Annotated in this window: 26 protein-coding genes and 2 pseudogenes; 11 read left to right on the top strand and 17 right to left on the bottom strand. The window is 51.0% G+C overall.

Annotated elements, in window-relative coordinates; all coding sequences use genetic code 11:
- Positions 1–371: 371 nt before the first annotated feature.
- Together C7534_RS02785 and C7534_RS02780 are read right to left on the bottom strand one after the other, a co-directional pair.
- The gene (locus C7534_RS02785; RefSeq protein ID WP_109784912.1) at positions 372–2,993 is read right to left on the bottom strand and encodes an AAA family ATPase; all 2,622 of its coding nucleotides are present in this window, start codon (positions 2,991–2,993) and stop codon (positions 372–374) included.
- 507 nt (positions 2,994–3,500) lie between these two features.
- Positions 3,501–3,986 carry a helix-turn-helix domain-containing protein gene (locus tag C7534_RS02780; protein ID WP_109784911.1) on the bottom strand — a complete coding sequence of 162 codons (486 nt, stop codon included), beginning with the start codon at positions 3,984–3,986 and terminating at the stop codon, positions 3,501–3,503.
- A gap of 200 nt (positions 3,987–4,186) precedes the next feature.
- On the opposite strand from C7534_RS02780, the gene C7534_RS02775 reads away from it, so the two are divergent.
- The 4 genes from C7534_RS02775 to C7534_RS02755 all read left to right on the top strand — a co-directional run bounded on the left by C7534_RS02775 (position 4,187) and on the right by C7534_RS02755 (position 6,803).
- Positions 4,187–4,918, top strand: coding sequence for a metallophosphoesterase (locus C7534_RS02775; protein WP_109784971.1), 732 nt, complete (start codon positions 4,187–4,189; stop codon positions 4,916–4,918).
- Positions 4,919–4,994: 76 nt separating this feature from the next.
- Positions 4,995–5,357 carry a hypothetical protein gene (locus tag C7534_RS02770; RefSeq protein ID WP_109784910.1) on the top strand — a complete coding sequence of 121 codons (363 nt, stop codon included), beginning with the start codon at positions 4,995–4,997 and terminating at the stop codon, positions 5,355–5,357.
- Between the two features lie 118 nt (positions 5,358–5,475).
- Positions 5,476–5,916, top strand: a complete 441-nt coding sequence (locus C7534_RS02765) for a DUF6957 family protein (RefSeq protein WP_109784909.1) — start codon at positions 5,476–5,478, stop codon at positions 5,914–5,916.
- 539 nt (positions 5,917–6,455) lie between these two features.
- Positions 6,456–6,803, top strand: a complete 348-nt coding sequence (locus C7534_RS02755; protein WP_109784907.1) for a hypothetical protein — start codon at positions 6,456–6,458, stop codon at positions 6,801–6,803.
- 195 nt (positions 6,804–6,998) lie between these two features.
- Here C7534_RS02755 and C7534_RS02750 read toward each other — a convergent pair whose 3' ends face one another.
- Complete coding sequence (locus C7534_RS02750) at positions 6,999–7,403, bottom strand: hypothetical protein (protein ID WP_109784906.1); 405 nt, start codon at positions 7,401–7,403, stop codon at positions 6,999–7,001.
- A 555-nt stretch (positions 7,404–7,958) separates the two neighbouring features.
- Here C7534_RS02750 and C7534_RS02745 point away from each other — a divergent pair.
- Positions 7,959–8,306, top strand: a complete 348-nt coding sequence (locus tag C7534_RS02745; protein WP_109784905.1) for a hypothetical protein — start codon at positions 7,959–7,961, stop codon at positions 8,304–8,306.
- Between the two features lie 678 nt (positions 8,307–8,984).
- Positions 8,985–9,911, top strand: coding sequence for a hypothetical protein (locus tag C7534_RS02740; protein ID WP_109784904.1), 927 nt, complete (start codon positions 8,985–8,987; stop codon positions 9,909–9,911).
- Positions 9,912–10,035: 124 nt separating this feature from the next.
- Here C7534_RS02740 and C7534_RS02735 read toward each other — a convergent pair.
- From C7534_RS02735 to C7534_RS32260, 7 genes and pseudogenes are all read right to left on the bottom strand, one after another.
- Positions 10,036–10,290 (bottom strand): annotated as a pseudogene (locus C7534_RS02735) (dihydrodipicolinate synthase family protein); the annotation flags it as partial.
- A 384-nt stretch (positions 10,291–10,674) separates the two neighbouring features.
- Positions 10,675–11,754 (bottom strand): hypothetical protein, encoded by a 1,080-nt coding sequence (locus tag C7534_RS02730; RefSeq protein ID WP_109784902.1) that lies wholly within the window; start codon positions 11,752–11,754, stop codon positions 10,675–10,677.
- 1,361 nt (positions 11,755–13,115) lie between these two features.
- A complete protein-coding gene (locus C7534_RS02720; protein ID WP_109784900.1) occupies positions 13,116–14,429 on the bottom strand; it encodes a hypothetical protein in 1,314 nt (437 codons plus the stop codon).
- A gap of 447 nt (positions 14,430–14,876) precedes the next feature.
- A complete protein-coding gene (locus tag C7534_RS32265) occupies positions 14,877–15,515 on the bottom strand; it encodes a hypothetical protein (protein WP_146206150.1) in 639 nt (212 codons plus the stop codon).
- A gap of 324 nt (positions 15,516–15,839) precedes the next feature.
- Entirely contained in the window at positions 15,840–16,175 is a 336-nt protein-coding gene (locus C7534_RS02710; protein ID WP_109784898.1) for a hypothetical protein, read from the bottom strand.
- Between the two features lie 283 nt (positions 16,176–16,458).
- Positions 16,459–17,565, bottom strand: coding sequence for a hypothetical protein (locus tag C7534_RS02705; RefSeq protein ID WP_109784897.1), 1,107 nt, complete (start codon positions 17,563–17,565; stop codon positions 16,459–16,461).
- Positions 17,565–17,969 carry a hypothetical protein gene (locus tag C7534_RS32260; protein WP_146206149.1) on the bottom strand — a complete coding sequence of 135 codons (405 nt, stop codon included), beginning with the start codon at positions 17,967–17,969 and terminating at the stop codon, positions 17,565–17,567. Before C7534_RS32260 ends, C7534_RS02705 begins: the two co-directional genes overlap by 1 nt.
- 1,021 nt (positions 17,970–18,990) lie before the next feature.
- On the opposite strand from C7534_RS32260, the gene C7534_RS02695 reads away from it, so the two are divergent.
- Positions 18,991–19,233 (top strand): hypothetical protein, encoded by a 243-nt coding sequence (locus C7534_RS02695; RefSeq protein WP_109784895.1) that lies wholly within the window; start codon positions 18,991–18,993, stop codon positions 19,231–19,233.
- A 133-nt stretch (positions 19,234–19,366) separates the two neighbouring features.
- Here the strand turns inward: C7534_RS02695 and C7534_RS02690 are convergent, their stop codons facing one another.
- The 3 genes and pseudogenes from C7534_RS02690 to C7534_RS02680 form a co-directional block, all read right to left on the bottom strand.
- On the bottom strand, positions 19,367–19,798 hold the full coding sequence (locus tag C7534_RS02690) for a hypothetical protein (protein WP_146206148.1): 432 nt from the start codon (positions 19,796–19,798) through the stop codon (positions 19,367–19,369).
- 84 nt (positions 19,799–19,882) lie between these two features.
- The gene (locus C7534_RS02685; RefSeq protein ID WP_109784893.1) at positions 19,883–20,440 is read right to left on the bottom strand and encodes a lipocalin family protein; all 558 of its coding nucleotides are present in this window, start codon (positions 20,438–20,440) and stop codon (positions 19,883–19,885) included.
- A 128-nt stretch (positions 20,441–20,568) separates the two neighbouring features.
- Positions 20,569–20,730 (bottom strand): annotated as a pseudogene (locus C7534_RS02680) (DUF4113 domain-containing protein); the annotation flags it as partial.
- A 218-nt stretch (positions 20,731–20,948) separates the two neighbouring features.
- Here C7534_RS02680 and C7534_RS02675 point away from each other — a divergent pair.
- Positions 20,949–21,248: a hypothetical protein gene (locus tag C7534_RS02675; RefSeq protein WP_109784891.1), complete on the top strand. Its 300-nt coding sequence runs from the start codon at positions 20,949–20,951 to the stop codon at positions 21,246–21,248.
- A 168-nt stretch (positions 21,249–21,416) separates the two neighbouring features.
- Entirely contained in the window at positions 21,417–21,782 is a 366-nt protein-coding gene (locus C7534_RS02670) for a histone-like nucleoid-structuring protein, MvaT/MvaU family (RefSeq protein WP_109784890.1), read from the top strand.
- Positions 21,783–21,992: 210 nt separating this feature from the next.
- On the opposite strand, the gene C7534_RS02665 is transcribed toward C7534_RS02670, so the two are convergent.
- Together C7534_RS02665 and C7534_RS02660 are read right to left on the bottom strand one after the other, a co-directional pair.
- A complete protein-coding gene (locus C7534_RS02665; RefSeq protein WP_109784889.1) occupies positions 21,993–22,580 on the bottom strand; it encodes an NADPH-dependent F420 reductase in 588 nt (195 codons plus the stop codon).
- Between the two features lie 42 nt (positions 22,581–22,622).
- On the bottom strand, positions 22,623–23,231 hold the full coding sequence (locus tag C7534_RS02660) for an FMN-dependent NADH-azoreductase (protein ID WP_083366169.1): 609 nt from the start codon (positions 23,229–23,231) through the stop codon (positions 22,623–22,625).
- 121 nt (positions 23,232–23,352) lie between these two features.
- Between C7534_RS02660 and C7534_RS02655 the strand changes: the two genes are divergently transcribed.
- On the top strand, positions 23,353–24,252 hold the full coding sequence (locus tag C7534_RS02655; protein WP_083366168.1) for a LysR family transcriptional regulator: 900 nt from the start codon (positions 23,353–23,355) through the stop codon (positions 24,250–24,252).
- On the opposite strand, the gene C7534_RS02650 is transcribed toward C7534_RS02655, so the two are convergent.
- Both C7534_RS02650 and C7534_RS32785 read right to left on the bottom strand, forming a co-directional pair.
- A complete protein-coding gene (locus C7534_RS02650; RefSeq protein ID WP_109784888.1) occupies positions 24,249–25,049 on the bottom strand; it encodes an ABC transporter ATP-binding protein in 801 nt (266 codons plus the stop codon). The two genes, C7534_RS02655 and C7534_RS02650, sit on opposite strands and share 4 nt — an antisense overlap.
- On the bottom strand, positions 25,046–25,555 hold the full coding sequence (locus tag C7534_RS32785; RefSeq protein ID WP_109784887.1) for an iron chelate uptake ABC transporter family permease subunit: 510 nt from the start codon (positions 25,553–25,555) through the stop codon (positions 25,046–25,048). The genes C7534_RS02650 and C7534_RS32785 overlap by 4 nt, the downstream gene beginning before the upstream one ends.
- 78 nt (positions 25,556–25,633) lie before the next feature.
- Here C7534_RS32785 and C7534_RS02640 point away from each other — a divergent pair, with 78 nt between their 5' ends.
- Positions 25,634–26,149, top strand: coding sequence for an Hcp family type VI secretion system effector (locus C7534_RS02640; protein ID WP_007919523.1), 516 nt, complete (start codon positions 25,634–25,636; stop codon positions 26,147–26,149).
- Positions 26,150–26,154: the final 5 nt, after the last annotated feature.

The raw sequence follows: 26,154 nt of genomic DNA, 5'->3' as shown, positions 1-26,154 counted from the left end.
AAGCGGTGCTCTGGTGAATACCTTTCGAAGGACGGAGCTGTGGCGAGTTTGCGCGAGAGATAAATCGACAATCATCGTGTCTGTTATGCCAGCCCCGATGCCAGTTAATACCCTCGGAATAACTTGGTAAGCCCTGTTCCCCAGGTAGGCGCAATCACAACGTCCATGTCGTGCTCGTTCATGACTGCTCGATCTCGGGTTGTATGAATTGCTTGAAAATAGGGCGGGGCTCGCAATCTACGTCTGAAGCAATTGCAAAGTCATCCGCTGGCTGAAAATCCAGGCGGTTACTTCATTGCATCAGCATTACCATTCTATGCCCTCAGCGAGCTTCTCTCTGATGTCCGGCACCAGAAGCGCCAAGTAGAGATTCACGGGCAAGAGGGGGCACCCGATTTCCTGGCGCGATTCGTCGCAGTACTGCGAGTTTCGATTTGGGTGCGCCATGTGTCCAAGGCCTGAATATCAGACAACAGTTCATCTGGATCCGGTACCGCTACGCCACCAACCATTGCCTTGTCATGAGCATAGTTGGAGCACTTGCTCATCCCGGCAGATACCTGCACATAATCATTGTCATCCACGGTGACTTCAGACAGACGCTGGGTTTCTATGCCTTTGCGGAATCGTAGAACAACGCGTCGTAAAAGCACTTCCTCGACGGCACGCTCCCATGCCATTCGAAGGAGGACGTATGCCTCGACGGTATGCTTGCGGTGCTCTTCCTCTTCACCCTGTCTGAACAGCTTCGCTATGTGTTGGTGGCGAGCCTTGAGCGATCCGATGCGCCCAGTCGTATTTTTGCCCTCAAAGGGCAATTCCGGTGTTGCGACACCATAACCTTCTGCACGCTGAGCGATGCTTTGCGTCAGCGCGGTTACGCCGGCCGAATCTGCTTGTTCCGCCAGAATGCAAAGAAAGTAGATGTCGTGCGTGAAAACCACTACCTGTCTGTGCGCTGCTTCTCTTACTAACCTAGCAGCAACACGCTCTCGACGCTGGTGATCCAGAGAGGAAACTGGATCATCCAAGATGATGCCTCCTGTGCTTTCACTCAGACCTACCTCAGCTAAAAACGACGCTAACGCAATGGCTCGCTGTTCACCTTCACTGAGTAAGTCTTTTGGATTTCGGCTCTGAGGCAGTTCCAGCTTGAGCTTATGCAGCATTTTTCCACGCCCTGATCGACTCTGGAGGGCAACCTGGAGACCTCCCACACCTAGCGCTTTGAACTCGGCATTAAGAGCGTCCTGGAGTGACGTGGATATTACGGTCTCACCAATCTGAGTGGCTTTGGTTGAGATGGAATTTGTCCGAAGCGCGGTGATGCATTTGGCCAAAATGGCCGTGTGGGTCATCCGGGAAATGGCGTTTATGACTGCGTCTTTTACCTTGCTCAGCAGCACGCGTGCTTCCAGTTCCGCGTACGTCTGCTGAAGTTGAATTCTTGCCACCTCGTCGGACGCCTGCTCAAGGTTGAGAGCTTGTTGATTGAGTTGGTTCACCAGTGCCTGTAATCCAGATGAGGGATTTGAAGGGGGAGGCGCGATACCTGTCCAGTTGTTGGACTTCACAGCGTCAACCAATTGGTCACGACGCTCCCCTAATGCACGCTCATATTCCCGACAGTCCGCCGCGACCTTTGGAGCCAGTACCTGGATTTCCGCATGCGTGGCCTCATCGAGTCCAATCGTCACATCCAGTATCGTAAGCGGTGTGTATTTCTCAACCATTGCTTTACGGCGGGCGCGCGACGTTTTTTCAGCTTCTTGTTGGATGAACTCCTCAAAGCGAGCCAGTCGCGCGGCGCCATCATTGAGGGTTTGTTGGCAGAGTGGACATGGGCTGTTCGGATCGAGCGATACGAAGTCCTGCCCTGGGTGGGATTCGAGAGCGAATTTACGAGCTGCGTCGAAAAGCTCCCGCCACGCATCTCCACCAGTGCCTGGTAGTAGGTTTTGCTGTTCTTTGAATTTTTTGGCGGCGAGTTCGGCCGCCGATTTTGCTAGGAGATAGCTCTCAACCGATTGCTTGAGGTCTTTTTCAAAATCCTGGTCAACCTGTAGCGATTTGTTCAAGGCAGTGCCGGCAACCCCAGATATACGTTGCGCCAGTCGCCTGATCTGGTTGGCTTTTTCTTTGGGATTATTTTCCTGAAGACTTTTTCCAATGGTTGTGTGCTGGGTGAGCTCGTCATCTGAAACGGTGCCGAGCGTTTGAACAGCGCTTGGATTGGTCTTCGCAGAAAGGGCAGCGATCATCCTTCCGACTTCCGTCTGGCCTTGCATCGGTGAGTAAGCGGAGAGGTCAACGGAGTACTGTTTTTGCTCCTGCTCAATCGCAGTTTTCAACTGTTGCTGCAGCGCGGCGAGTCGTTCGAAAACATCCAGGCCGTGAGGGACATAGGAGTAGTCAGCTTCGTTAACCAGGTATGCGTTTGCACAGCGAGAGTCAAAAATTGAAAGACTGGATAGTTCTGGCGGAGCAGGGTGGTTATCAATCCACATCACATCGCTACTGACACCATTTATGCTAATGCTAAAGGTGGCACGAGCATTAGCATCCGCTGGAAGTGGTTTATTTGCGTTCGGGTAGATGCTTTCTGTCTGATCCCGTGCTCGACATGCTCGTTTCAGTACGCGGGAGTACCCTGACTTACCTGAGCCATTCCCCCCGTAGATCACTGTCAGTCCCTGAGGCGCGAATGTCAGGCTGTGTTCTGATGCGATTGCGTTGACGTTCACCAGGTTTTTTACGGCATGCAGTTCGATGTGAGTAGTGGGCTTTATCTCCGCAGGAATCTGATCCTCACTCAGGGGCGAGGCTATACGTCCCTCCGGATCAGTGATTCCATAAGCCGACTTGAGAAGGGCGAGTACATCCTCAAAATCCTGTTGCGTTACAGTCTCCTGTCCCAGCAAGCGTCTCACACAATCCCCTTGCCAGGCAGGCAAGCCTTTTGACCACATCAATACTTCCTGAAGAACAGTCATGGAGCCTCCTTCTCGTGCCAGTGCATCCAGTTAGAAGGCGCCACCTATTTTTCGATGTGCGCGACTAGCGGGGTGCGGGAAGAGGGCTTCGCCACGCGCGTTCACAGCCTGCTCCGCATGGTTTTGGAGTGTAGCTGGCCAAAATGATGTCGCGTTGCGATTTCAGAGTTACGCAGGAGCGAATAAAAACTGAAAGATGAAGGGCATGAAAATGCTTATTTATGCATTCTCTTCACGCCCTCGAATCCAGTCATGGTAAGGAACAAACATTGAGCCGGATTATCGAACTTCGTTTCGAGCGCAATGCAAAAGGGGATCATGGCCAATCGCGGCAGCGCCACTCAGGTGGTCGACTTGAAGAGGCGCAAAGCCATTCCCAGACTGAACGGCTTACGAGTCCACCTGATTCTTGGGGGGAGTGAGTTACAACATGGAGCTGAAAGATCGAGTCCCTTGCGTATGCTCAGGGTCAGGGCTCGTATCAATAAGCTCCTAAGCGTGTTCACTTCATATTTTAGACTTCCCGTCCTGATCCGTCATTTTCCAAAGGTCATGAACCGTGGACTTTGGAAGCCCCAGCTTCTCCATCGTCGCTTTTTGCGTGAGACCTGCTCGCTTGCACTCTTGGACGGCGGCCATCTTGCGTAGCTGTTCACTGGCGCGCGATTTGAGTACACCGCTTTCCATACTCTCGGTCAGTTTCTTCGTACCGCCCATACTCTCGAATTCAGCGAGTTCTTTCTGAACTCGCTGAAGGACATCGGATGGCGAGACGTTATCGCGTGTTGCTACACACAGGGCAAGCAACGTAACGGGATCAAATTGAAGCGCCTTCGAAAGCTTTTCGAACTTGTTCAGCGTTGGTGATGATCTTGCATTTTCGATTTGCCAGAAGTGTTTGCGATCACTGACATCTCCCAGATCCTGCTGAGATAAGCCTCGTAACGCCCGAGCAGTCCGTAGTACGGCCGCAAACCCTTTGCTTAAGGACATCAGAGTCTCTCGAAAAACGAGGATGTAGCCATGTTGCTCAGTCCGGCGCGACGGTATATAGTCCTCCTGCCGGATTTTCCGGTAGGTCTACCAAGCTGTACAAACAAAGCAACAGCATCTGCGACTACTTCGCTGGCACGCATGTCCATACGCTGATACTGACCTTATCAATTTAGCTGTAAATCGAGATCAGGCCATTGATTAAACTTCACGTGCTGTCAGATCTGCACAGCGAATTTTCGTCCTATCAGCCCCTATCCAATGGCTATGACCTGGTGATCCTGGCCGGTGACATAGACTTGAAAGGACGGGGAGTGGAGTGGGCGAATGAGACGTTTGATTGCCCTGTAATTTACGTGTGTGGAAATCATGAGTTTTATAGAGGACACATAGATCACACCCTCCACAAGATGAGGGACGCCGCCTTGCCGCACGTTCACGTCCTGGAAAACGAGACCTTTATTTGGAATCAAACGCGGTTCCTTTGCACCACTGGCTGGACTGATTTTTCCTCGACTGAAAACGTGGCTGCGGCTACCCAAACAGCATGGGATTGGATGAATGATTTTCGTGTCATTCGCACTGGAGAAAACTATCGCCGGCTGCGCCCGTCCGACCTCATCAGCAGGAATCACGATTCCTTCGCTTGGCTGTCCAAGGAGCTCGGTGAGCCCTTCGATGGCAACACTGTCGTCGTGACGCACCACGCACCTATACCCGAAGTAATGGGAGATAAACATGAGGGGCATCTGATCGCTGCTTACTCAAACCGTTGGCACGCGCTTCTGGATAAAGCGGATCTATGGATTTTTGGGCATACACACCGCGCGGTTGATATCACGATGGGTAGATGTCGGGTGGTTTCGAATCCTCGAGGTTATCCAGGTGAGCGGACGGGTTTCAACCACGGCTTTGTAATTGATTTTCCGTGAGAAGCTTCACTCCACTGGAGAGTTATGGGGTTTTGGCGCAGCTTTGTGTTGATAGTTGAAGAGGGCTGGGAGATGTATGGAGCAGACAACGAAGCACGATCGTCAGCTGACAGTTCAAGCGAGCTACTTGATGACTGAGCGACAGCTCGTATCGTCTCTTCCGGCAGAGGTCGCGGCGGCGATGGAAAAGGAGTTTGGTGTGAGCATCACGGCGTTCCTCTTCGCAGCCGTCGACAGTCCACCCGTCATCATGGGAACAATTTATGGCGATACCACGGGCCGTTTCCGAGAGGGTGCGAGTATGCGAACGTCTCGCATAACGGGCGTCACCTTCATTGACGGTTATGCATTATTCCAAACCGTGGCAGGTAGCAGATACGTGATCGTCAGTTGGGCGTTTGGCGGCGGCAATCTCTACATGAATCGCATCTATCACTGAGCGAACTGCGGTACGGATACGCGGATCGAAAAGACTCTCGGGCTCTCCAGATGGCAACGGGTATAGGGAAAAAAATCCCTGTCTGGTACTCATGGGAAGAGCAGGTTAAAGCGAAATTATGAATACAAGCGTTACGGATATAGACCTGCTAGGCGATCTACTTTTTGGGCCTGCGCAGCCTCTTAGTGGATCAAATCTGAGCAACGATGAGTTGATCGAACTAGCCGCCGAGAGCTTCACAGAAAAGCCATTTTGCATCGTCAGACGATGGATGATTTTGGATGTGATGCTCCCAGAGTTTCAGGAGCGAGACATCAAAGCTCAGGGGCTTGAGGCAACGCGTTTGTACGCTCAATCATCTGAGTTCGACAGCGAAAACACTTACCTGCCTGGCGACAGCATTCTCAGTGATTTCCAATGTGAATTTGATGGCTTCATTTTTGAAAGCAAACACAGGATCTTCATCTTGACCGGCCGAGGCGCGCGCAAGCATGTGAGTTTGCCCACTGTCGAGGCATTGGCCGTTGACATAATGCGAGCAGAGAAAACCTATGGTTGAAGATCTATTGCCGATCCTGCGCGATCGCTATCCGGAGTTTTTCTCCCACGCACCCCTGCGCGAGATCGGATGTCTGCCAGGCTGGCGGGGTTTGCTAGATGAACTGTGTGGCGCGCTGACAACCTACCTGAAAGCTCACCCCGAGGTGCCTCAAGTGCGGGCGCGTCAGGTGAAGGAAAAGTTCGGGGGATTGCGGTTTTATTACTCGGGTGGTGATGCGACGTGCCGTGAGTTGATCGCTCGTGCAGAAGAAAGGTCGTTGGCTACCTGCGAGGTCTGTGGTCGGGCCGGGATGTTAGGAGGGGAGGACTGGCTCCGTGTCCGGTGCCTTGAGCACGTCAATTGGTTACCGCCAAGCGACTGCGCATGAACTTTCGGAAAGCTCCTTGTTGAATCCATGAAAACAGACCTTTGGGACACTGTGAATTCGCCTTCGCCAAGCATTGAACTTCACGACATCGTTCGGCCCAGTATGCCTTCTCACTCATTTCAATCTCTTGCCGAGATGTTGTGTATCGATGAAGAAAGGAAGGAATTTGATGTATAGGGAACGTGATTTAGCCATTTGGTGCTCAGTGTATGAGACATGCGGTGCCAATGAATTTGTGCGTTTGGTTGAAGAGGCGGTCGCCACCTACAGCCGTGTACCCATCTATGATTGGCCGACCCGAGTTGACGTATCCGAACTCGGGTTACCATGCGCTCAGGTATTGCAAAAGGTAGTGAGCGGTCGAGATTTATGTGCAAGCATTTCAGATAACTACATCGAGATCGGATCCCGCCTGACGAACCATCTTTCTCAGCACCTGCAACGGCATCTGGTGGACAATGAGATGGCTACCGACGACATGAAGGAGGATCAATTGTTCAGAGATTTAGGTCTATAGCAGAGCCGCTTGCTGACGCGTAGCCACACCTTCGATCCAATTTTGGTCATGCATGGCATGTACTTCAGTTCGCATCTGGAGGCTCAGCTAAAGCAGCCTTGCACTGCCAAGTCAGGTCGGCTTCCAAGACTCATTTTTTGGGTGCGACAGGCTGGCGGAGAGGAGGGGATGGTCACTCCAGAAAGCTAGCGGAAATTAGCAGAACCGGTGAGCCTCTAAACGCTTCATGTCTCGAACCCAGGTTCTCAGAAAACGACGCCAGTCATGGGCAAAGCTTCCTTCCGGAAAACGCTCAGCAATTGCATTGGCCGCTTCGAATCTGGTTCGCCAAACTTCCGGTATGTGCTGGTCTAAAACGATTACAAAGTGGTGCCCGTCGCTGCTTTCGTACGGCGTTTCCGGCACAAAGTCCCTCAACTCCTCGATTGTCATAAGCGCAGCAGCCCCATGAGATTGTTCGAGGTCTTGTCGATCAATTTCATCGAGAATGCTTAGGTGTAGTTTTGCGCGATCATCACCTGGTCGCAAGTCCTCCAGCCCCCACAAAGCGGCCCGCCTTGCACGCTCACGCTGCCACAGACTTTTCAAATCAATCGCCATCAAGTTTTCCTTAATACATCCACGTTCTGCACCGCGTCATCGGCAGGTGTGATTTCAACTGCTGCCACATCCTTCCTAGACGACCTGCGACGCTTCAACAGGGGGAGTAATTGTACGCTGTTAGATGTGTTGATCTGAACGCACACATTGCGCAATCTCCAAACAAAACGAGCGTGGAGGCCGTCGTGACTGCGTGAGGGTCGAGTCAAGAAAAATATATTTTCGAAGCGCCCCTTGAAAAATTTTTCGAGCGACGGATCTTTATATTTGAGGACAACAAAAAAGCAGCGATCTCAGCGCCCCACCTACCGGCGATCCTGCTGAGGGAACGGTGTGGGTTTTTTGCTTATTCAGTGCTTCTGCTTTTGGCCTTTTCTTGCCATTTATCCTGCTGACGCTGATGTGTGACTGCCCTGTGGGCGTAGCAAAGTCGGCACTTAGCGGCGTAAGCCGCTGCTATCCAGTTTGATTTCAAACAACGAGTCATTTTTTTAAAAAATACCCGTGTCGGACAAATTCGTGCGAGTCAGTCCGCAGATCAACTGGAGAGAGTAGATGGAAGACGAGATTGAGTTTAAGGTTTGGCTCTCGGCGCAGCAGGCATGTAGCAAGGTGTCGTTTGCGCGACTGCTTGAAGAGGCGGTCGCCAGCTTCAAGAGAGCCCCGGGGCTTGATCCTATCGTGCGGCTGCACGCGTCGGTGATCGGTGCTGAGAGCATCAGAATGCTACGTGATGTTCTGGAACGTTCTGATATCGATGCGGGCCCATTTGCGTCCCATGTTGAGCTTAGGTCTCGCCTGAGAATGCATTTACGCGATCATCTGCAATCGTACCTGATGAAGATCGGCCTTGCTTCTGACGCGATGAAAGCGGATCAGTTGGAACGGGATATGGGGCTGTAGGGCGGGGGCAGATACCATCAGCAGAGCATCAATCAGCCTCCGACAACTGGGATTCCGAAAATATGGTAAACGGCAAAGGGCTGTTAGTGCCTCAGTCTGATTGTTCGCAAAAAAAACCGTTAACTGATGTTTGAGTCGCTTAACGGTATCGATTTCGTGGCTCATCGCTGCGTGAATTAGTTGCCGGTGGCAGCGTCTAGAGGCAGCCAAAACTGGCTGTTTTCGGCCAGTAGGAGTCATTCGGTGATGACATCAAACCGTCGAGACGCGCCCACAAAGTCGGATGCGATTCCCTTTATCTTCATGAGGCGTTAAGGATGCACCATGACTCTCTGGAACTGAACACCTAGCTCAGCAACTTGAAGCCAAGACTAAAAAGGTTAATGACGTTCACTCCGTGGTTGCAGCGGCGAAACTGAGAGAGTCTGAATTAATACAGAAGCTCGCGAGCGCTGAAGTTGAACTTAAATTTTTTCACACAGAAAGCCAAGCGACTATCGCGGTTAGTAGCCTTAGTAGATTCAGCAGTTCGAGCAGTTTAATGGAGTGCATTTTCAAGTAGTCACTTAAGGACAGATTGTCATGACGAATTAGATAGCCACTGGGTTTGATTATTGAATTCTCGCTGCCGTCATGAGATGATTGCGAGCGCCCGAAGACAGTATATCGAGACCAGGCATGACGATAGTCGCATTCCATTATACCAGTGATGATTTATTTGCCATTTCAGATGGCTTGATCAGCAGAGGCGACGCCCGCGTCACAGAAGAAAACAAGAAAATTCTTTCATTTAAAACATGCTATAAAATTCCTAAAATCTCGCTAGGAAGGTTAAACTATTTTTCCGAGTATCTTGGTGGAGATTTCTATTTGGCTTATGCAGGGAACTATACATTAATATCAAATATTGTGAATGAGTTTACCGCCATAACCTCAAGGAAATTAGTGCTTTATCGCGATCAGGTTAGCGGTGCGCCCACGGTATACCAGCGCGAGGACGAAGGAGAGGGGCTTCGCAGCAGATCTTATTGGGATGACTTCAATTTTACCGATAGCGAGCTAGTTCCTGTCACGATCAATTTCCTGGCAAACATATTAGAGCGCGTAATGAGATCCTGTGCTCAGGATTTTGCTAGAAATGCAATGCAAAATCCCGACGTTGAGTTAATCCTTTTCGGCGAACAGATAGTACATTATCGTAGAAGCACTGGTGCACAAGTACTCAAGTGCAAGGGGCTTTCTGATGGAGCGCCGACCATAGAGCGTTTTTCCGTTATGCCCTGGAGTCTTGTGTGCATAGGGGATCCAGTAGTAATTCCGGAAGCTGTCTCTGCCATTGAAAGAGACTCAGAGTTTACCGTTCCAATTTCAGTGATAAATGAGTCTGGCATACAGTTCGAGAAAGAGCAGGCGGAGAGTCTTCACGTTTTTTTGAGGAAGCGCCTCAATGTCATCAAGAAAAACATCATTCCCTTAATCTTGAAAAATGCAGGATCTATAGGCGGCAGCTGTACAATTGCTCAGTCTGGTTGGGCTTCAAGAGTTGAAATGACCACTTTTAAGAATGAACAGCTTGAGTTTGAGCTCTCAAAGTTATTGGACTAATTCGACGTTAAAGATATATAAACTAATTTTTTGTTGTACTCGGCGTGAAGGTGTGAAAGTTTTGGTAATGAAGCGCAGGCTGCCATGGCTACGTGTTTATGAGCGTCCAAATGGCTCACCGGCCCAGTTGAGGGAGGGCATTTCCCGAGAGTCCCATGGTGACTTGGCTCGGGTGGGCGACTTCCAGCACAGCATCGAGAACCTCGACCTGGTCATCCTTGCTCATCGCCGCGGCTTCGCCAGTGGTACCGCATACGACCAGACCTCTCACACCTTCATTCAGGAGCCTCTTCGCTAAGCCTTGAAGGGCCTCGAAATCGACCTGATCCGAATGAAAGGGTGTAACCAGCGCAACCCAGATACCGTGGAAATTAGACATGCATTACTCCTCAGGAAGACCGATTAGGCGATGTCAGAGGAGGGGGGGATCAAGCGGGGAGGAGACCTAGCGCTGTCTGTCCTGTCAGCTCATCTGAAGGGGCAGCACCCCGGTCGAACAAGCGACTGTTTCTTGGATTTCTTGGCAATGGACACGCATGCCTGGGCGGGTAGGCCCCTGGCAGAAAGCATGCGGTCAGTAGTGAGAATCATGACTGATCCGTTGCGAAGATGTGTCATCGGATAATGCGCAGAGCTACAATACTTATTCAATGGGGGCGCTCTGAATCAGGGCGTGCCGTGCTGGAAGCCACTGCCCTGAGTCGAGCATACCCAGTATGTTGATACGGATACGCTCACGCCCTTGATCGAGAGGGGTAATGCCTTAGAAATGTTCATTTCTGAAGGGGGCTTTGATATGCGTGAGAATTTTCAATGCAGTGGCGTTCCCGTTACCGGCGTATCCCAATAGTATTTGGAAAGCCAATTTTGCAGGCTCATGGCTGAGGCCGACCTGGATTGAGTCCAGGTCATTCTCGAACGAGGTCTTTTGGGCGGCAAAAATTATTAGACAGCGGAGGCCATCCCTAATTATTTCTCTTAATGTTACCTCTATATCGCAGGATATCCCTGTCACCGATTCGGTTGAGCCGTGAGCAATCAAATTCCGAAGTTTCTTTCCCTTCTCTGCATCGTCTAAGAAGATTGCGATAGAAGCGGTGTTGGCGGTGCACGCGACCAAGGACGCAGCCTTACCTATACTAATCCTTGGTTTGGGCCTACTCTGCTTCCGATACTCGCCAAAAGTTGCTTCTAAGGCCGAAAACAAAAAAGCCAACTTCTCATCGTGCTCAAGGGAGTAGCCGTAGGAGCGGTCGAAGCTTCTGATGGCCAAACCAATAGTTGGATCATCAGTTACTTCATGCGCAGTCAAAGCTTCGATCATGACAGGCAGCAAAGACAGCGTCTTTGCGTCTAGCATATATTTATTTTTCAGATTGGCTTCAATCAGGCCTCTACCGTAGGTTCCGATGTGGCGCAGATTTCTGTCCTTCTTCCTGACGTACTGCACAGAAGAGGAAGGGTCTATGATCGTCCCTTCTTTGAGCAGTCTTAAGGCAGAAGTAAAGGCCTGAACGCTCTTCTTTTTTTGTAGAAGTATTGAATCAAGCTCGAATTTTAGCGGGATTTCCTTCGAAACTCGGCATGTAAGAAAGGTATGTAGGCCATGATCAAATTCAATTTTAAGCCGCGATGCCTCATCCGAACGCTCGAATAGCACCCATTGCATCCATGTAAATCTTTCAAGATGAATATCATTCAAAATAATCGGCATTTTAAATGGAATCTGCAAGCCTGGTATATGTATAGCGCAAAAAGCATCACTTGACTGCATTTCTCTATACCATTCTTCCTCCATGCTTCCGCTGGGAAAGATAGCAGGGGATATCGAATACTCAGCCATTTTGCAAATCCTTAGTCCAAGCTAGCACGGAGTTCGTCTAGAGCGATTTCAAAGTCTTGGCGCAATCTAAGGGAGGATAGGGCTGCCAAAGCTGACTTGCACAGTATTTGCCTTGCGTAATCGTACCACTGCGCATCAGTAAGCGACGTCTGCGACAAACTGACCTTCCAGTTCCGTCCATGAAGTGCATCGCTGCGCAGGCTGTACAGCTGCTCAATGTTGGATTTAAGGTGGGCGGAATTGCTCTCGGAGGCTGATAATAATTTGCATATACGGTTGGTGAACGTCGCGGTTATCCCGGATAAAACATTCTTTAACAAGAGACCCTCTAGTGCGATGACGCAGCTAACGATTCCGTCAATTGCGTGAAAGTCATCCGTTGCTGTCGATGTGAGTGTTCTCACCACTTGCTTGAATCCAGGGAATTCCAGCAGCCCCCTAGAGTCTTTGACAAGAGGGACTAGGGTAGCTGCCTCCTGTATCAAGGATGAGTCAACTAGTAATCTCTTAGGGCCATGAACAACGGCGGCCCGATCGAATATCCCTATGCACCGGCTAATGGATTTTCCAGATTTTGTATAACTTATCGACTTGCTCGGGGCCGGGATATTTGCACCAGTTGAAAGTACCATGGCAAGGTAAAGGTCCTGCATATCTCTGCGTGCATCTTCGCCAGAGTCTCGACTAGGTAAATTTTCCCAGACGAAAAATACAGGGGCAGTCCTCTCAAATGCGTAGCGAACATTGTGGGCCGCCTCGTTATCAAGCGACTCCCATTCCGAGTAGGTAAGGCTACGTATTACTCCTGTTAGGTACGGAATTTTAATCGCTGGCTCGACCAGGCCAATATAGGGGAGGTGCGCATAAAACCAGTTGAAATCGGATGACTTAATCCCTATGCCAAACATGCAATATGATTCCTCACAGGCCGCACTTCCATTCGCTTCTATACTCAATAGGTGGCGAAAAATAGGATTGTACCTTAGCACATCCGATATGAGCACCTAGGGTCGAACGCTTTCTAGGGAGTGGCAATCTATTTGAGCATGGTTGTTCTGGGCCAATAACCACCTCACATAATTAACTGACTGTCCTCTTCGGGGTGGAAACAGCCGGTCACCACTGACTGCTATCGATCCCAAGCGGACACCGATTCAAGGTTCTGTGGCTCGTACCGGCCTCGTCGCTGGCAAGGCGGCTCCCAAAGAAATACCATTTGACTCCAAAACTACGCTGCATCTTTGGGGGACGAGCTTGTTGGCGATGGCCGCGGAGCGGACCCGGCATCCTATTGTCCGCTTGGGGTCGATGCGCAGCGAGAAAGGCTTTGTATTCAAAATATTTAGATACCTCCCAATATCTCAGAAAAGATCAATGATGCTGTCAGCGCACCGACGTGCGTCATAGCTGATTTGACGATTGCCGCTGATATCCCCGATCTCATCTACAGTGGCCACCACGAACTCCTGGATAATTTTCTCTAGCGCTTCTTGCAGCGGTAATTCCTTGTTGAACGAAGCAAGCGTGCGCAGTTGTCTCATTTCGAGCTCATCGTCTGCTAGTTCGCCCTTCATGTTGCTCATCAAAACTCTAATGTAGAAGGCAAAGGTAAGTTGATCAGTGTTGTTTCCCATCGCTTCAGCGAGATGCAGCAGTTTGGCTAGTAGACTCCGGGAGCTAGTTGAGTTGTCCAGTGAGAGGAGCGCCTGGACACCTTCGCTCAGCGTGTAGGTTATCAGCCTCGGATCTACACGTCGGTTGGCTAGCTCAAGCCGGAGGTAGGTGATGCTGTAGATCAGAAACTCCATTGTGGCCACGTCGTTCATTAGGCCAATAACCTGGTTTCGATCGATGTAATCTTTCCTCAACCGCAGTACTGTCTTGGCCAAGAAGCCTTGGACCTCTCTTCGTAGCGCAGCAGATTTGCTGGACTTGTTATCGCTCAATACATCGCCGATGAAGTTGAACACGATGCTCACGTCTTTATCCGTCTGGATCGAGGTGATCAAATTGTCCTTTGGCCAGCGGCGAAATCGGGATGAGCTTTTCTCGTCGTCTACCGAAGCAGTGGCTGTCGGTTGTTCAGTCACGACTTCCACGCTTTCAAGCTCCACGATGGCTTCAGTCTGCTCGGGCGGGCGGGCGTGGAGCTGGGGGCTGGCTTCGATTAGTTCAGCGACGGCAGGTGTTCTTTGGGAGGCGGGTTTAGGGGAAGGCGAGATTTCAGCAGTCTGATCGGCAGGCACCGCAGCAGGCGTGATGATAGGCTCCGGTTTAACGGCATGTTTTGCTAGCTGCAAGTATTGTTCGACACTATCAAACAGGTGGACCAGCGTACCTCCCGAAGGCTGTGTTAGTTTAATCACCTGCCGCTCGTTAATGTAGAGCGTTGAGGTCATTAAGCTTTTCTTGACGAAGAGTGAGGATACCTTCGAAAGGGCATAGCGGAAGGGGTCACAGAAGTTTTCCTTCCCGCAGATCTCGTTCGCAGTGATGATGACGCCTACTTTTGCGTTACCAAAAACCGTCTCATCGATAAGCAATTGGATGTCGTCATATTTGACATCTGGGCAGTACGAAGCGATAGCGTTGTAAGCTTTGTCACGAGGTATGTGCGGCTTTTTGTGAATTTTTTCCGCGCGACCCAGTTCGCCAATAAACTCTAACATCGACATGTGCATGACTCCCTTCATATCCTGATTGCGCATAGACACTAGGCGCCGCGCATGAGTGGCCACATGCTACTATGCGCATTCACTGGATCCAAGCTAGAAGTATCCTTACTGAGAGCTTCATTCGTGAACGCCCGCCCAACTCAACAAGCGTGAATGAGGTCGGCATCCACTGATGCGGCAGCGACCGATCTCGCTCATCCGCTGTGTCGGCCAGCCGCGTCAGAACATTGAATCGCTCCTGATTTCGTCAACAATGAATGACCGCTATTGGCCGTTTGTAGCCCCTTACGACATGCAGGGATTCGACCCAAAGCTGACGGTGGCGACAGGCAACAATCGGCCAGTGATCTTCACACCCTCCGGGTGTTAAGCGGACACTAAAGCTCAGGCTAAGGGGCGCTATGCATACGTCGCGCAGCGTCCCTGGGAGCAAAAGGTTAGCAGCTATTACAGAAGTCCCCATTCAGTCCTGAACACCACATTCACACTGATGATCCTATCAGTGATCAGCGTTGCGAGCTTTGCCTCTAGCGCCGCAGTGAAGGTGGCAGTGAACGCGCTACCAGCAGCACTTCCGCCTGTTGCTATTGCCGCAGTAAGTGCGGCAATAGCACCTACGACAGCCGGGTCACGTAGAGCGATTTCTATCTGCTGCTCAATGTCGACTGGGTTTGCAATCGTGACGGTAAGCACTGGCTCGACACGTATCACCTCAGTACGGTATGCGTGTCCGCAGCACCATTTGTCCCAAGGTGTAATAGAGCACCACTTTACGCAATCAGCAGTAATTCTCGGTGGAGTTAAGGGATCGACCCAGCGACCGAGCGATCTCTCGTAGTAGGCGCGAGATTCAGCTGCGATCCGAACTTTATGTGCATAGAGGTTCAGCACGTCATCCTGACTCCCATGGACGTTAATTACGCCTTGAGATGAAGACTCTGTGACCTTTTCCAGGTCCAGGATAGCCGGCGATAGTTGACGAACTTGAACGGCATGGTCTCCATTCGAGTCAGAAACTACAACGGAGGCGAGCTCCTCGGTCGCGGGAAAGCTTGTATTGGCCACAAAGGGCGCAAGCGCTGGCAAGACGAAACCAGAGGGAGAATCGCTATAGAACGTATGAGTTGGAGGGTAAACTGCGAGGGGTGACCGTGCGAAGTAATTCCTGTAGCCATACGTTGGATTTTCACCTAAGCAATAAGGTGAGCAGTGTTGAAGATTTGGAGTGCGTCATAATTGGCGCTACCGAGGGATTTTGAACTCATGAACTCTCTCCTTCATTAGATAGCGCCGCATGCCGGGTTCATTGAGGTGGCGCAAAACTCAAGGTATCAAAGGCCAAAACTCAGCCGCCGTTTTGCCATCGCGAAACGAAGGCAAAACGGTTGATTGGAATAGCTGGTTAGGAATTTACAAAGTGAGATCTTTGGCTGTGCCCGCCATTGCCTCAACAGAGTTGTTAGCAGAGTGAATACGTACCCCTTGTACGTAAGACGGAGGGTCAGCCCAATTGACATACGCCGTAACAGGGGAGATAACTTGGTTGCTAATACCTGGCGGTGGGTCTGCAATAAAGTCAAAGTCTTGTATACCGTCAGTAGGGAAATCTATATAGAAACGGGGTTCTAGGCGAGGATTGCTCCATCCTGCTGTGGCCACTACGCCATCGGCTTTGATGTTCCACTGTGGCGGTGAAGACTTAAGAATGGCAATTCTCGCTGTTCCAGCTTTGAGGATAATTGACATGTTTTCTCTCCGATAACAGGCGCCGAAAATTGCCCCTCGGCGTGTGGGCTTTATGCCTTTCCATCAATAGACGATACCAGCCGCTTAATAGTTTTCGTTGTCTGCATCTGTTAGCGCTTCTTGCTCGCGCTTAACTCCCTGTTTGCGCATCGGTGTTGCGCCAGAAACACGACACAGGCGAGGAGTAAAGGTGGTATGACTTTTCGCTGCATTCGGCAGTCTAGCAGCGCGTACAAGTTCCGCTATTGACCGATTTCTGCCCGATACAAAGGGCCTCAAACAACTAAGAACGAAACGATGGATCTTCTCCTCGAAAAAACCAGTCATCCAGATAACAATAATCTGTAGGGTTTCGACAGTAACCATCCAAATACTTGATATCCTTCAATAGACCTATAATCGTAGCACAGTTTTCCGGGCAAACTTTCATCACGTTTTGATTTGGGAAAACAGCCGTTGCAACACGGTCGAATTTTTTATGCAGGATAAATTTTACAAATTCAGTTTTCGCACGCAAGCTTTGCATTATAAAAAAAGAGTGTTCTACACTTGCATCATCTAATATGTAACTATCGCCATTCGCCTCGCGTCGTACGTAACCACGTCCCACGACACCTAACCTTTTCGATATGTAATTAACAGCATGTAACGCTTGACGCTTATGGTTGCTAGTTTGCGTTAACATCACCCTTATTTCTCCTGGGTGAAAAAAATTCCGCCCCGAAATTGTTGATAAGGTGCTGGCCGCTCCCTCACTAAGGCGCACAAGGTGTGCATCGTTAGCGTGGAATGACTCCCAAAATGGTTGACCGTTAAAGGAACTGAGAACTTCACTGATATCAAAGACAGGAAGTGCCAACCCACGCCGGTCATAAACTAACAGATCATCAGTCTCGCGTAGATTATGTAACTCAACAAACTCTCGGCTGCCAATAAACTGGGATCGTTTTTCCCATTGATCAAATATTGTCGGGTTGTGAACCGATCCCTCGGCCCAAAATTCAGCATATCGGGAGGCAATAGAAAGACTCCACATTCCTTTGGGGGTCAAGCCAAGGTTGTCCATGCATATTGCTTGGCCACACTGAGGATTCAAGCCTCCCACACCATGGCGCACTAGCAGAAACTCATAGTATTGTGTGTATAGTACTCCCCATTTATGCAGGATTTCACAAAGAAACTCGGGGTTGATTTTTTCAAGAATTCGCACCCGGCTGTGCCTTATAGAATCGGTGGAGTGGTCATGAAACTTTAGAAACTCTCGTCTAACATCATCAATTCGGCTGATGTTCAACGAGAGCTTCAGCGCCTCCACATCTGCGAGAAATATCGCCCGCTCGTTTTTGAAATGGGGCTCTTGTTTGTTAAAAATACCATGAAACACATTCATTATCGGGTAGGCCAATGCCAGCCACACCAATCTCGGGTTGGCTTATATGTAAAGCCATCAAAGCCACCCTTTAATTCGATAGGCTGCGCAGGTTTTTGGTCAGCGATAAAGTTGCCGGCTAGTTCTTCGAAAACGCGTTCATAGACCTCCCCAATATCGCCTGTAAAGGTTATGTTGACAATTTCATGCGCTCGCCCTTCAAATTCGATATATTTACCTGTTGGGTTTACAGAGTCGATGGCCGTTTTAGGAATGCTGAGCTTGTGATTGGGTCGAATGGAATTTTCATTGCAAGGATATACGTCAACCTCAGCAGCTATCGCGCCTGTAGATACCACATAAGAAAAAGCGGTTTTACTTTGATCAGATAGAAAATCATCTAGTTTTTTTGGAGCGGTTGTCATGATGGTTGCCCTCAAAAATGTTGAGTAATTGCAAAGGCAACGCTAGATGTAATTCGTTAGATGTCAAGTCGACAGCATCCGCGCGATGTTCTCGCCTCCTAGCATGGTGGTGGAAGTGGCAGTCGCGGCGCAATTGTGGTTGCGTTATTTGTCAAGATGTCGCGTTAGAATCAATTGAAATATCATAATTCGCGTCTCTCTATAAAGCCCGCCCTCATGAATTGCATTTCATAAAGTTGTTTTAGGGGCGAGTCATATAGTTGAATTATCTACAGAAACGACAACAAGTATGTTGAAATTCAGCGTTACAATTGGCGCACTTGGGGAGCGAGCTATATCGATACCGGACATTCGTGAGCAGCGCCACTTGATCGGTAAGCGCATGGGTTGAACGGCTACCCATGGCATTGCGCAGGCAAAACGGTTGGCTAAACGTCTGTAAAAGGCTAGGGGTAGAGGACAGCTATCAGCCGAAAGCAGACCGGTCTTGAGCGTCTGCGTATGGCCGAAAGTTGTCTCAGAAATAGTCCGGCCTCGTGCAGAGTTTTTTAATGTGACAATCATGAATCCTCGCGGGCCGCACCACAGAGTCTTGCTCGTTTGGACATTTTGAAGCACTCTTCTGCCCCTGATGTTTTGAATGGACATTGATATGAATCAAACTTATTTGCACGGACACTGGGGGATATTCAAGAACCCCGCAGCGCAGGAGCCTATTGGGATTCTGATCGATGGAGCTGGGGTGCCTATCTCTCCAGGAGGGCCGATTTTCAGGTTGGCGGGCGATCACCTGGTAGACCCGCAAGGGGTGAGCGGAGCGCTCGCACCATTCCGGACAGTGGAATGGATAGTTAACCATGGTCAGAATGACCAGACCTATGTACTGAAACGGATTGGTTAGTTAGCCATACAAATCCAGCCCCGCGCTGGTTGTTTTGCCTCTGGAGCTAGCGGCTCTGTGTTCGGGCTGTTACGTTGATAGCTTGTCGGCAGTGGCCGGCAGACATAAGGAGTATCATCAATGAAGGTGAAGGATCTCATCAATCAGTTACAAAAGCTGGATCCGAATCTGCAGGTCCTTGCTGCTTGCGAAGATGAAGGCGTGGTAGTACAAGGCTATGTCGTGCGCCCCTTTGAAGTCACTGAAGTCTCTTCAGTCAGCGTTGAAATAGACTCGGACGACGAAGGTCGTCGCACCATGTGTTCAGTCCCAGTAGAGGATGGCCAGAAGTTTGCGGTCATCGAGATCACATCTGTTTTCTGATTCCGGATCTATGCAACGAAAACCCACTGATATGTTTTGTTGTTTCAGTTGGGCATGAAAAAACGTCGCCTGCGATTTGCTGTTTGCGCGTGCATGCCAAACGTGGGCGATTCCAAGCCCGCACCCATATTTATTAAGGCCAGGATTTGCATAGAGTTATAGGGGAGGGAGTCGCAGGCACGCTTTCCATGAGAGCCTTCACACTTTGGATGATTAGGCTGCCCAGTTGCCTGGTGTTGAATTGGTTGCCATTTGAATTAACAAGCGAGATGTTGAGACCTTTCGCCATTTCTCTCAGGGCTGGTTTTGTCGGTTGTATCGGTTGGCCGTCCCGGAATACAGCAATGGTGCCGGTCTCAAGCTCTCGTATGACATATCCGTAGTAGCTAACCTGGTTGACTGTCACCAGTTCGCTCTGAGGTTTCAATCTTTTCAAAAGGCGGCTCAATGGGATTGAGCGTTTTCCCTGGGTATCTGCGCTCATCATCAAAAGTGCATCCTGAAGAGATGCATCGAGCAGCGTTTCAACCTCCATGTCATCCGTATTGATTCGCAGAATAACCACCCTGTCCACCTCGGAAAGTGACCGAGGGTTGAAGGATATGTGACCTGTATGATCCATCTTTGCAGGATTAAGTAGCCTTGCCGACTAAGGCTTGGTCGGATCTGCCGAACGCCAGATCAGTTTGCTGGTGTCATACCCTTGTTGCTGAGCAATCTTTACCAGCTGTTCACGGTTGACGCCGTTAATTTCAGAGGCGCGTGAAAGCACCCACAGATATTCCCGGTTCGGGTGACCGACCAATGCGAACTGGTAGGCGGGGTCGTGGTAAAGCACCCAATACTCACCTTTGGTTATTCTCGGTGCGATTCGGCTGAACCAGTTATCAAATTGCACCCAGAGCTTGTCTGTCTTGCCTGGCTGCTGCGATTCGGCAATTCCGCTTACCTCTTTCCATTCGCCATCCTGTTCCCTGCAACGATTGGTGACGTCAATGCGGCCATCATCACGCAGACCGTACTGCGCTTCTGACTGTTGGCAATTGCGCTGAAAGAACATAGGTAATCTCGCCTGCTCGTACCAGGTGCCCTGGTATTTCTGCAGGTCGACTTGCATGGTGGTGGGAGGGGGCTCCTGGCGCGAGCCTGCGCACCCAGCCAGTGCCACACCCAAAAAGGAAAGCAGAACGATCTTGCGTATCGACATAGAGACCTCCAGGTTGTCAGAAGAAACGCACATGTCATTGGAGGTAGGGTGAGCGGGAAAAGTGCTATCGATTTGCAGTCGATACGATGGCCCGCTCATGTAAGTTGCCGTGCGCTTTCAACGACCTCTTACTTGGCCATTACCATCCACAGCTGATCAACCTTCGTCGTGTAGCTCTGACTCATCAACTCGCGGCGCATCGCCCAGTCAGGCGCCGCCGGCACGCTAGCTAACCGAACAACGCCCTTTCCCCAGCGGTCATTGATCACATCCAGTACGCTCACGACCTTAAGGTTTTTCCATGCGCGCCCATCTGAATGTAGAAGCAGTCAGATTAGTCATGGAATCCCCGTCGTCTATTTGTACTTTCCGGCCTCAATCGTTGATTCTCCCACCTCCATCCGGGACGTATTTCACCACTCTCTAGCCGGGTGAACTGCCGGCAGTTGGAACGACCCCCTGTACCCTGAAGTCTACCTGTAACTGTTTATAGGTAAGGTACAGAGCAATGGATAAGACAATCACAGTCGATCAACTGGCTACCACCGACCTAAGATCAATCAACGAGATATGGCTCGGCGAGACTCATACCCAGCTATGTCTTTGGCGTGGCGAACAAGTCTTCACCCACGAGATGATGAGCGAGGGCACCCACGATCAGAATGTCAGACGCTTGTGCTTGCAGTTGGTCAACCCTGACGATCAAGCCGCAGTTGCCAGCGTTGAGTTGATCGTGCGCGAACAGCTAAAAAATATGGGGAAGGAGGGCGAGTTTTATCCGGCAGAGGAGGCGGATACTCATCAATAAGAAAAGGAGCATCGGCCATTTACAAGTCATCAACCCAAGACCTGTTGTCGCTCGGAAACTGATATTTATATCGGTTGGCCGGGTGAAATACCTCAGGCGCAACTACCTGTAAGTGCGGGCCATGATTTATGGTGTAACCTTCTAGTCTCACTCCCATCGAGAATTGTTATGTCAAAACTCGCAGAATTCCGCCAGCTCGAAAAACACCTAGCTGAACAGCTGCAAGCACTCGAAGCCCTCAAGGGCGACGCAGGCCTTAAGAAAGAAATCGAATTCGAAACGAAGCTGCGCGATTTGCTCGCAAAATACAGCTACAGCCTTAAGGACGTGATCAATCTGCTTGATCCACAAGCCGGCCGTCGCGCTCCTGCCGTCGAGTCCAAAGTCGGCAGTCGCAAGCCTCGCCAGTTGAAGGTTTATAAAAATCCTCACACTGGTGAAGTCGTCGAAACCAAGGGTGGCAATCACAAAACGCTTAAAGATTGGAAAACGAAGCACGGCGCCGCGACTGTTGAGTCTTGGCTGACCAAGTGATTTTGGTTGAGTACAAAAGGGCCCGAGAGAGCCCTTTTTTATGGCGCAAATCACGGATGAGCGTGATACCACAACTTTTTCAAGGTAGTGAAACCGATGACTTAGGTGTGTACCAGACCCGTCTATCGAGCGTCTTTCTTAGACTACCTCCTCATGCTTAGTGCAACCCCACAGGTAGTTGCTCATGGCACATGAACCACAGCCGTCGAATCATTGATATTTGATGATGTTTTGCAGGATGAGTGGGCCGCCCAAGCCCAGCAGCTTTCCACCTTCATCAATCTCACCCAGTGATATCGGGGCAAAGCCCAACTGATCTACCAGTTGGGTAACGGTCGTGTTGGCTTCCTGATTTCGGCTCCAAACAAACATCACTTGCCGCCCTCCATCGTTCGCAGGATCCTTGGCTAACAGTGCCGCAGGGAGCTGATTGAAGGTTTTCACCACCCTCGCGCCAACAAAAGCGGTTGCGACGACGTCAGTGGAAGCGCGGTCGCCAAGTTCCTGAGGCGGCACGCCATAAGTGTTCATGGCATCGATGACGATCCTGTTCTTCCAGTTCGCGAATCGCTGGCCAATCTCTCGATGAGCGCCGAAAGGAATGGCGAGAATGACGATGTCTGCTTCCAGAGCCTGTTCAAGAGGCTGCGCCGTCACGGTGTTGCCCAATTCATTGATGAGCGGCGCGAGGCTTATTGGATCTCGGGTGTTAGCGATTGCGACGGGAATGCCGTTACGGGCGAATTGGCGGGCGAGGGCGGTGCCGACCTTGCCGGAACCGATGATGGAGTAAGTCATGCTCAAGTCCTCTATTGCGGGAAAAGGAAGTGCGGGTTGTGATCAGCCGGTGATGGCAGCGATATCTTCGAGAGCTTTAGCGATGGCGGCATCTTTGACCTGCGCATTGATAGCCAAGCCCTCAGCACGAATAACCTTCGTATCGCTGATACCCAGGAACCCCAGCAACCCGATCAGGTAGGTCTCTTGATGTTCCAAAGGCGCCGCAGGACTACCAGAGGAATACACGCCACCGCGAGAAGACGCGATGTAGGCCTGTTTGTTTTTCAACAGGCCTGCGGGGCCTTTGTCGGTGTATTGGAAGGTTTTGCCGACCAATGAGATTCGGTCAATCCACGCTTTAAGCGGAGTAGGGATCGTGAGGTTGTACATGGGCGTGCCGATGACAACGACGTCCGATTCGAGCAGTTCTTGCAGATACGCAGTGCCTTTGTAGAGATCTTCCGTGAGCATTGCATCGTCACTTCCCGCACCCTGCCAAGCGGCCAGATGCTTGCCGGAAAGGTGCAGGGCCGGGTCGAGCGCGAGATCTCGGTAGATCACATTGCTGTCAGGATGCAGGGCCTTCAACCGTCCAACAATGTTTGAGGACAACTGGCGACTCACTGAAGCGGCGCCGAGAATGCTGGAGTCGAGATGGAGAATTTGCATGGTTAAGTCACCTTTATCGTGTGGATTGAACGTCACGAGAACGATGAACTTTGAGGCTGCATCTGAATAGACGGTATATTGAGATGTAAAGTATCTGCCAATGAGATGGCTGGAGAATGAAATGCTCGATGGCGTATCGCTCGATCAACTGCGAACCTTTATCGCTGCGGTGGATGAAGGCAGTTTCTCGGCAGCAGCTAGAAAGCTAAACCGGGTTCAATCAGCCGTCAGTGGTTGGGTCGGAAGCCTGGAGGATCAGATTGGGGTCGTACTGTTCGACCGCTCTGGACGATTCCCCAAACTGACGCCTCAAGGCGCGCTATTACTCACGGATGCACGCAACATCGTCTCTGGAGTGGACACTTTGAAGGCACGGGCCAAACTCATGGCATCGGGCCTTGAGCCAGAGTTGTCGGTGGTGGTGGACGTATTTTTCCCCACCTCGGCAATTACCGCCGTGGTCAAAGAGTTCGCCGAACGTTTCCCGCTGACTCGATTGAAAATGTTTGTAGAAGGGCTAGGGGCAGGTTATCAACCGATATTGGATGGCCGTTGTAGCCTGGGTGTCCTGGCCACGCTGCCAATCAACTTTCCCTCCTTATCCAGCGAGCGAATTGGTGAGTTTTCACTGGTGATGGTGGCCGCCGCTAATCATCCGCTGTCCAGCCTGACGGGAAAATTATCCAAACGTGAATTGGCAAAGCACATCCAGCTGGTGCTGACAGACCGTTCGGAAATGCTGGGAGGGCAGGATTATGGCGTGATGTCGCCATTGACGTGGCGCTTGGCCGATCTATCGACCAAGTACGCGTTCCTGAAAGATGGTGTTGGCTGGGGCAGCATGCCGTTGCATATGATTGAACAAGACCTAGCGGCAGGCACATTAGTGATGCTGGATGTCGAGAGCATCCCCAGAGAAGGGGTAAAGATCGATTTTTCTGCAGTTCACTCGACCAATACATTGCCCGGGCCGGCAGGGCGCTGGCTGATTGATCGCATCAAGATCAGCCCGCTCAATTAGTATTGGCTGCCAACCTCGTTCGCAATCACAGACACCGGGTAGATCGCGGTGAATGCGCCGGCATCGACGCTCAGCGCCCTGCAATCAACCCCATACACCTGCGCGAGATTTTCTGGGGTTAATGTGGTTCTCGTTGGGCCGCAGCAATGCACGATGCCCTGATCAAGCATGAGCGTGTCGTCGGCGTATCGACTGGCCAGATTCATGTCATGGAAGATCGCCAGCGTGACGATTTTGTGCGTGCGTGTGTACTCGCTTACGGCATCAAGAATCTGCAATTGATTGGCCAGATCCAATGCCGATGTGGGCTCGTCCAGCAGGAGCAATTGCGGACTGCGAACGAGCGCAAGGGCAAGGGAAATCATCTGTCGTTCGCCCCCGGAAAGTCGCCCTGGCTGGCTCTCGGCGAAACGTTGCAATCCCATTAGCTCAAGCAGTTCGGCTGCCTTGTATCGCGCCTCTGCGCTGGTCTTCCAACTGCGCGCACTGCCTTGCTGAGCGAGTAGCAAGAGCTCGTAGGTGGACAGTCGTACGTCGAGATTTGCGAGATCCTGCGCGACGTAGCCAATCATCCTTGCGCGGGTGGCAGGAGACATCCCCAATAATGCCGTACCGTTGATGCTGGCAAAACCGAAAGCAGGCACCAGTCCGCACAATCCTTTCATGAAGGTCGACTTTCCCGCGCCGTTTGCACCCAGCAACGCCATTGTGTGGCCGGCGGCAACGTGCACGTTCAGTCCCTTGAGAATGGGCTTGCCGCGCAAAGTTACCCGGTAGTCGGAGGTAGAGAAACTCATCGGGACGTCAGCCTCCGGTCGCGCAGGATAAGAATGATGAAGAACGGCAGACCGATCAGTGAGGTGACCATGCCGATGGGTAACACGGCACCAGGGACGATCAATTTGCTTGCCAGAGAGGCCAGGGTCACGAAGATGATCCCGCAGGCAATGGTCACGCCGATGGTGAAGCGCTGATCCTCGCCCACCAGCAGTCTGGCCACATGCGGCGCGACAAGGCCCACAAAGCCGATCACACCCACCACCGATGTGACAGCGCCCGCCAGCAGCGCCGCCAGTACCAACATTTGAAAGTGCGCAACTTCTTGCGCACTTGCTCCTAAGATTTCGCTCGATAAACCGCTACAACCCAAGTAGATCGTAGTCTCCAGCCAAGTGCGCAACTTCTTGCACACCACTGCGCAACTTCTTGCGCACTTTTCGATTTTTTTCTGTGGATTTATCTCAGCACCTGCGAGGAAAACGCTCGCAAGCCCCGGTTTATAAGGCCCGAAAAAAGTTGGCATGTAATTTGATGGTAAATGGCCGCTTCTTAGGTGGTTTCACCTATGACTCACCCACTGATTCAGCAAGGAGAGCATCCCATGGCAACACCAGCGTACATGTCGGTTACCGGCGAAAAACAAGGCCTTATCACTGCCGGCGCCTTCACCGCCGACTCCGTTGGCAACACCTACCAGGAAGGCCACGAAGACCAGGTTATGGTTCAGGCTTTCAGCCACGACGTAATCATCCCGCGTGACCCACAATCCGGTCAGCCAACCGGTCAGCGCGTTCACAAGCCAGTTGTGATCACCAAGGTCTACGACAAGGCTTCGCCTCTGCTGCAAGCAGCTCTGACCTCCGGCGAGCGCATGAGCGAAATCGTTATCCAGTGGTTCCGTACTTCGGCTCAAGGTACTCAAGAGCACTACTACACCACCAAGCTGGAAGACGCGATCATCGTCGCCATCAACAACAAAATGCACAACTGCCAAGATCCAGGTAACTCGCACTTCACCCACCTTGAAGAAGTGCAGTTCACCTACCGCAAAATCACCTGGACTCACGAAGTATCCGGTACTTCGGGTTCCGATGACTGGCGTGCTCCAGTCGTTTAATCGCG

The sequence above is a fragment of the Pseudomonas sp. OV226 genome (genome assembly GCF_003148705.1).
Taxonomy (GTDB): Bacteria; Pseudomonadota; Gammaproteobacteria; order Pseudomonadales; family Pseudomonadaceae; genus Aquipseudomonas.
The sequence above is the reverse complement of the archived record's forward strand: the minus strand, read 5'-3'. Positions and strand labels throughout refer to the sequence as shown.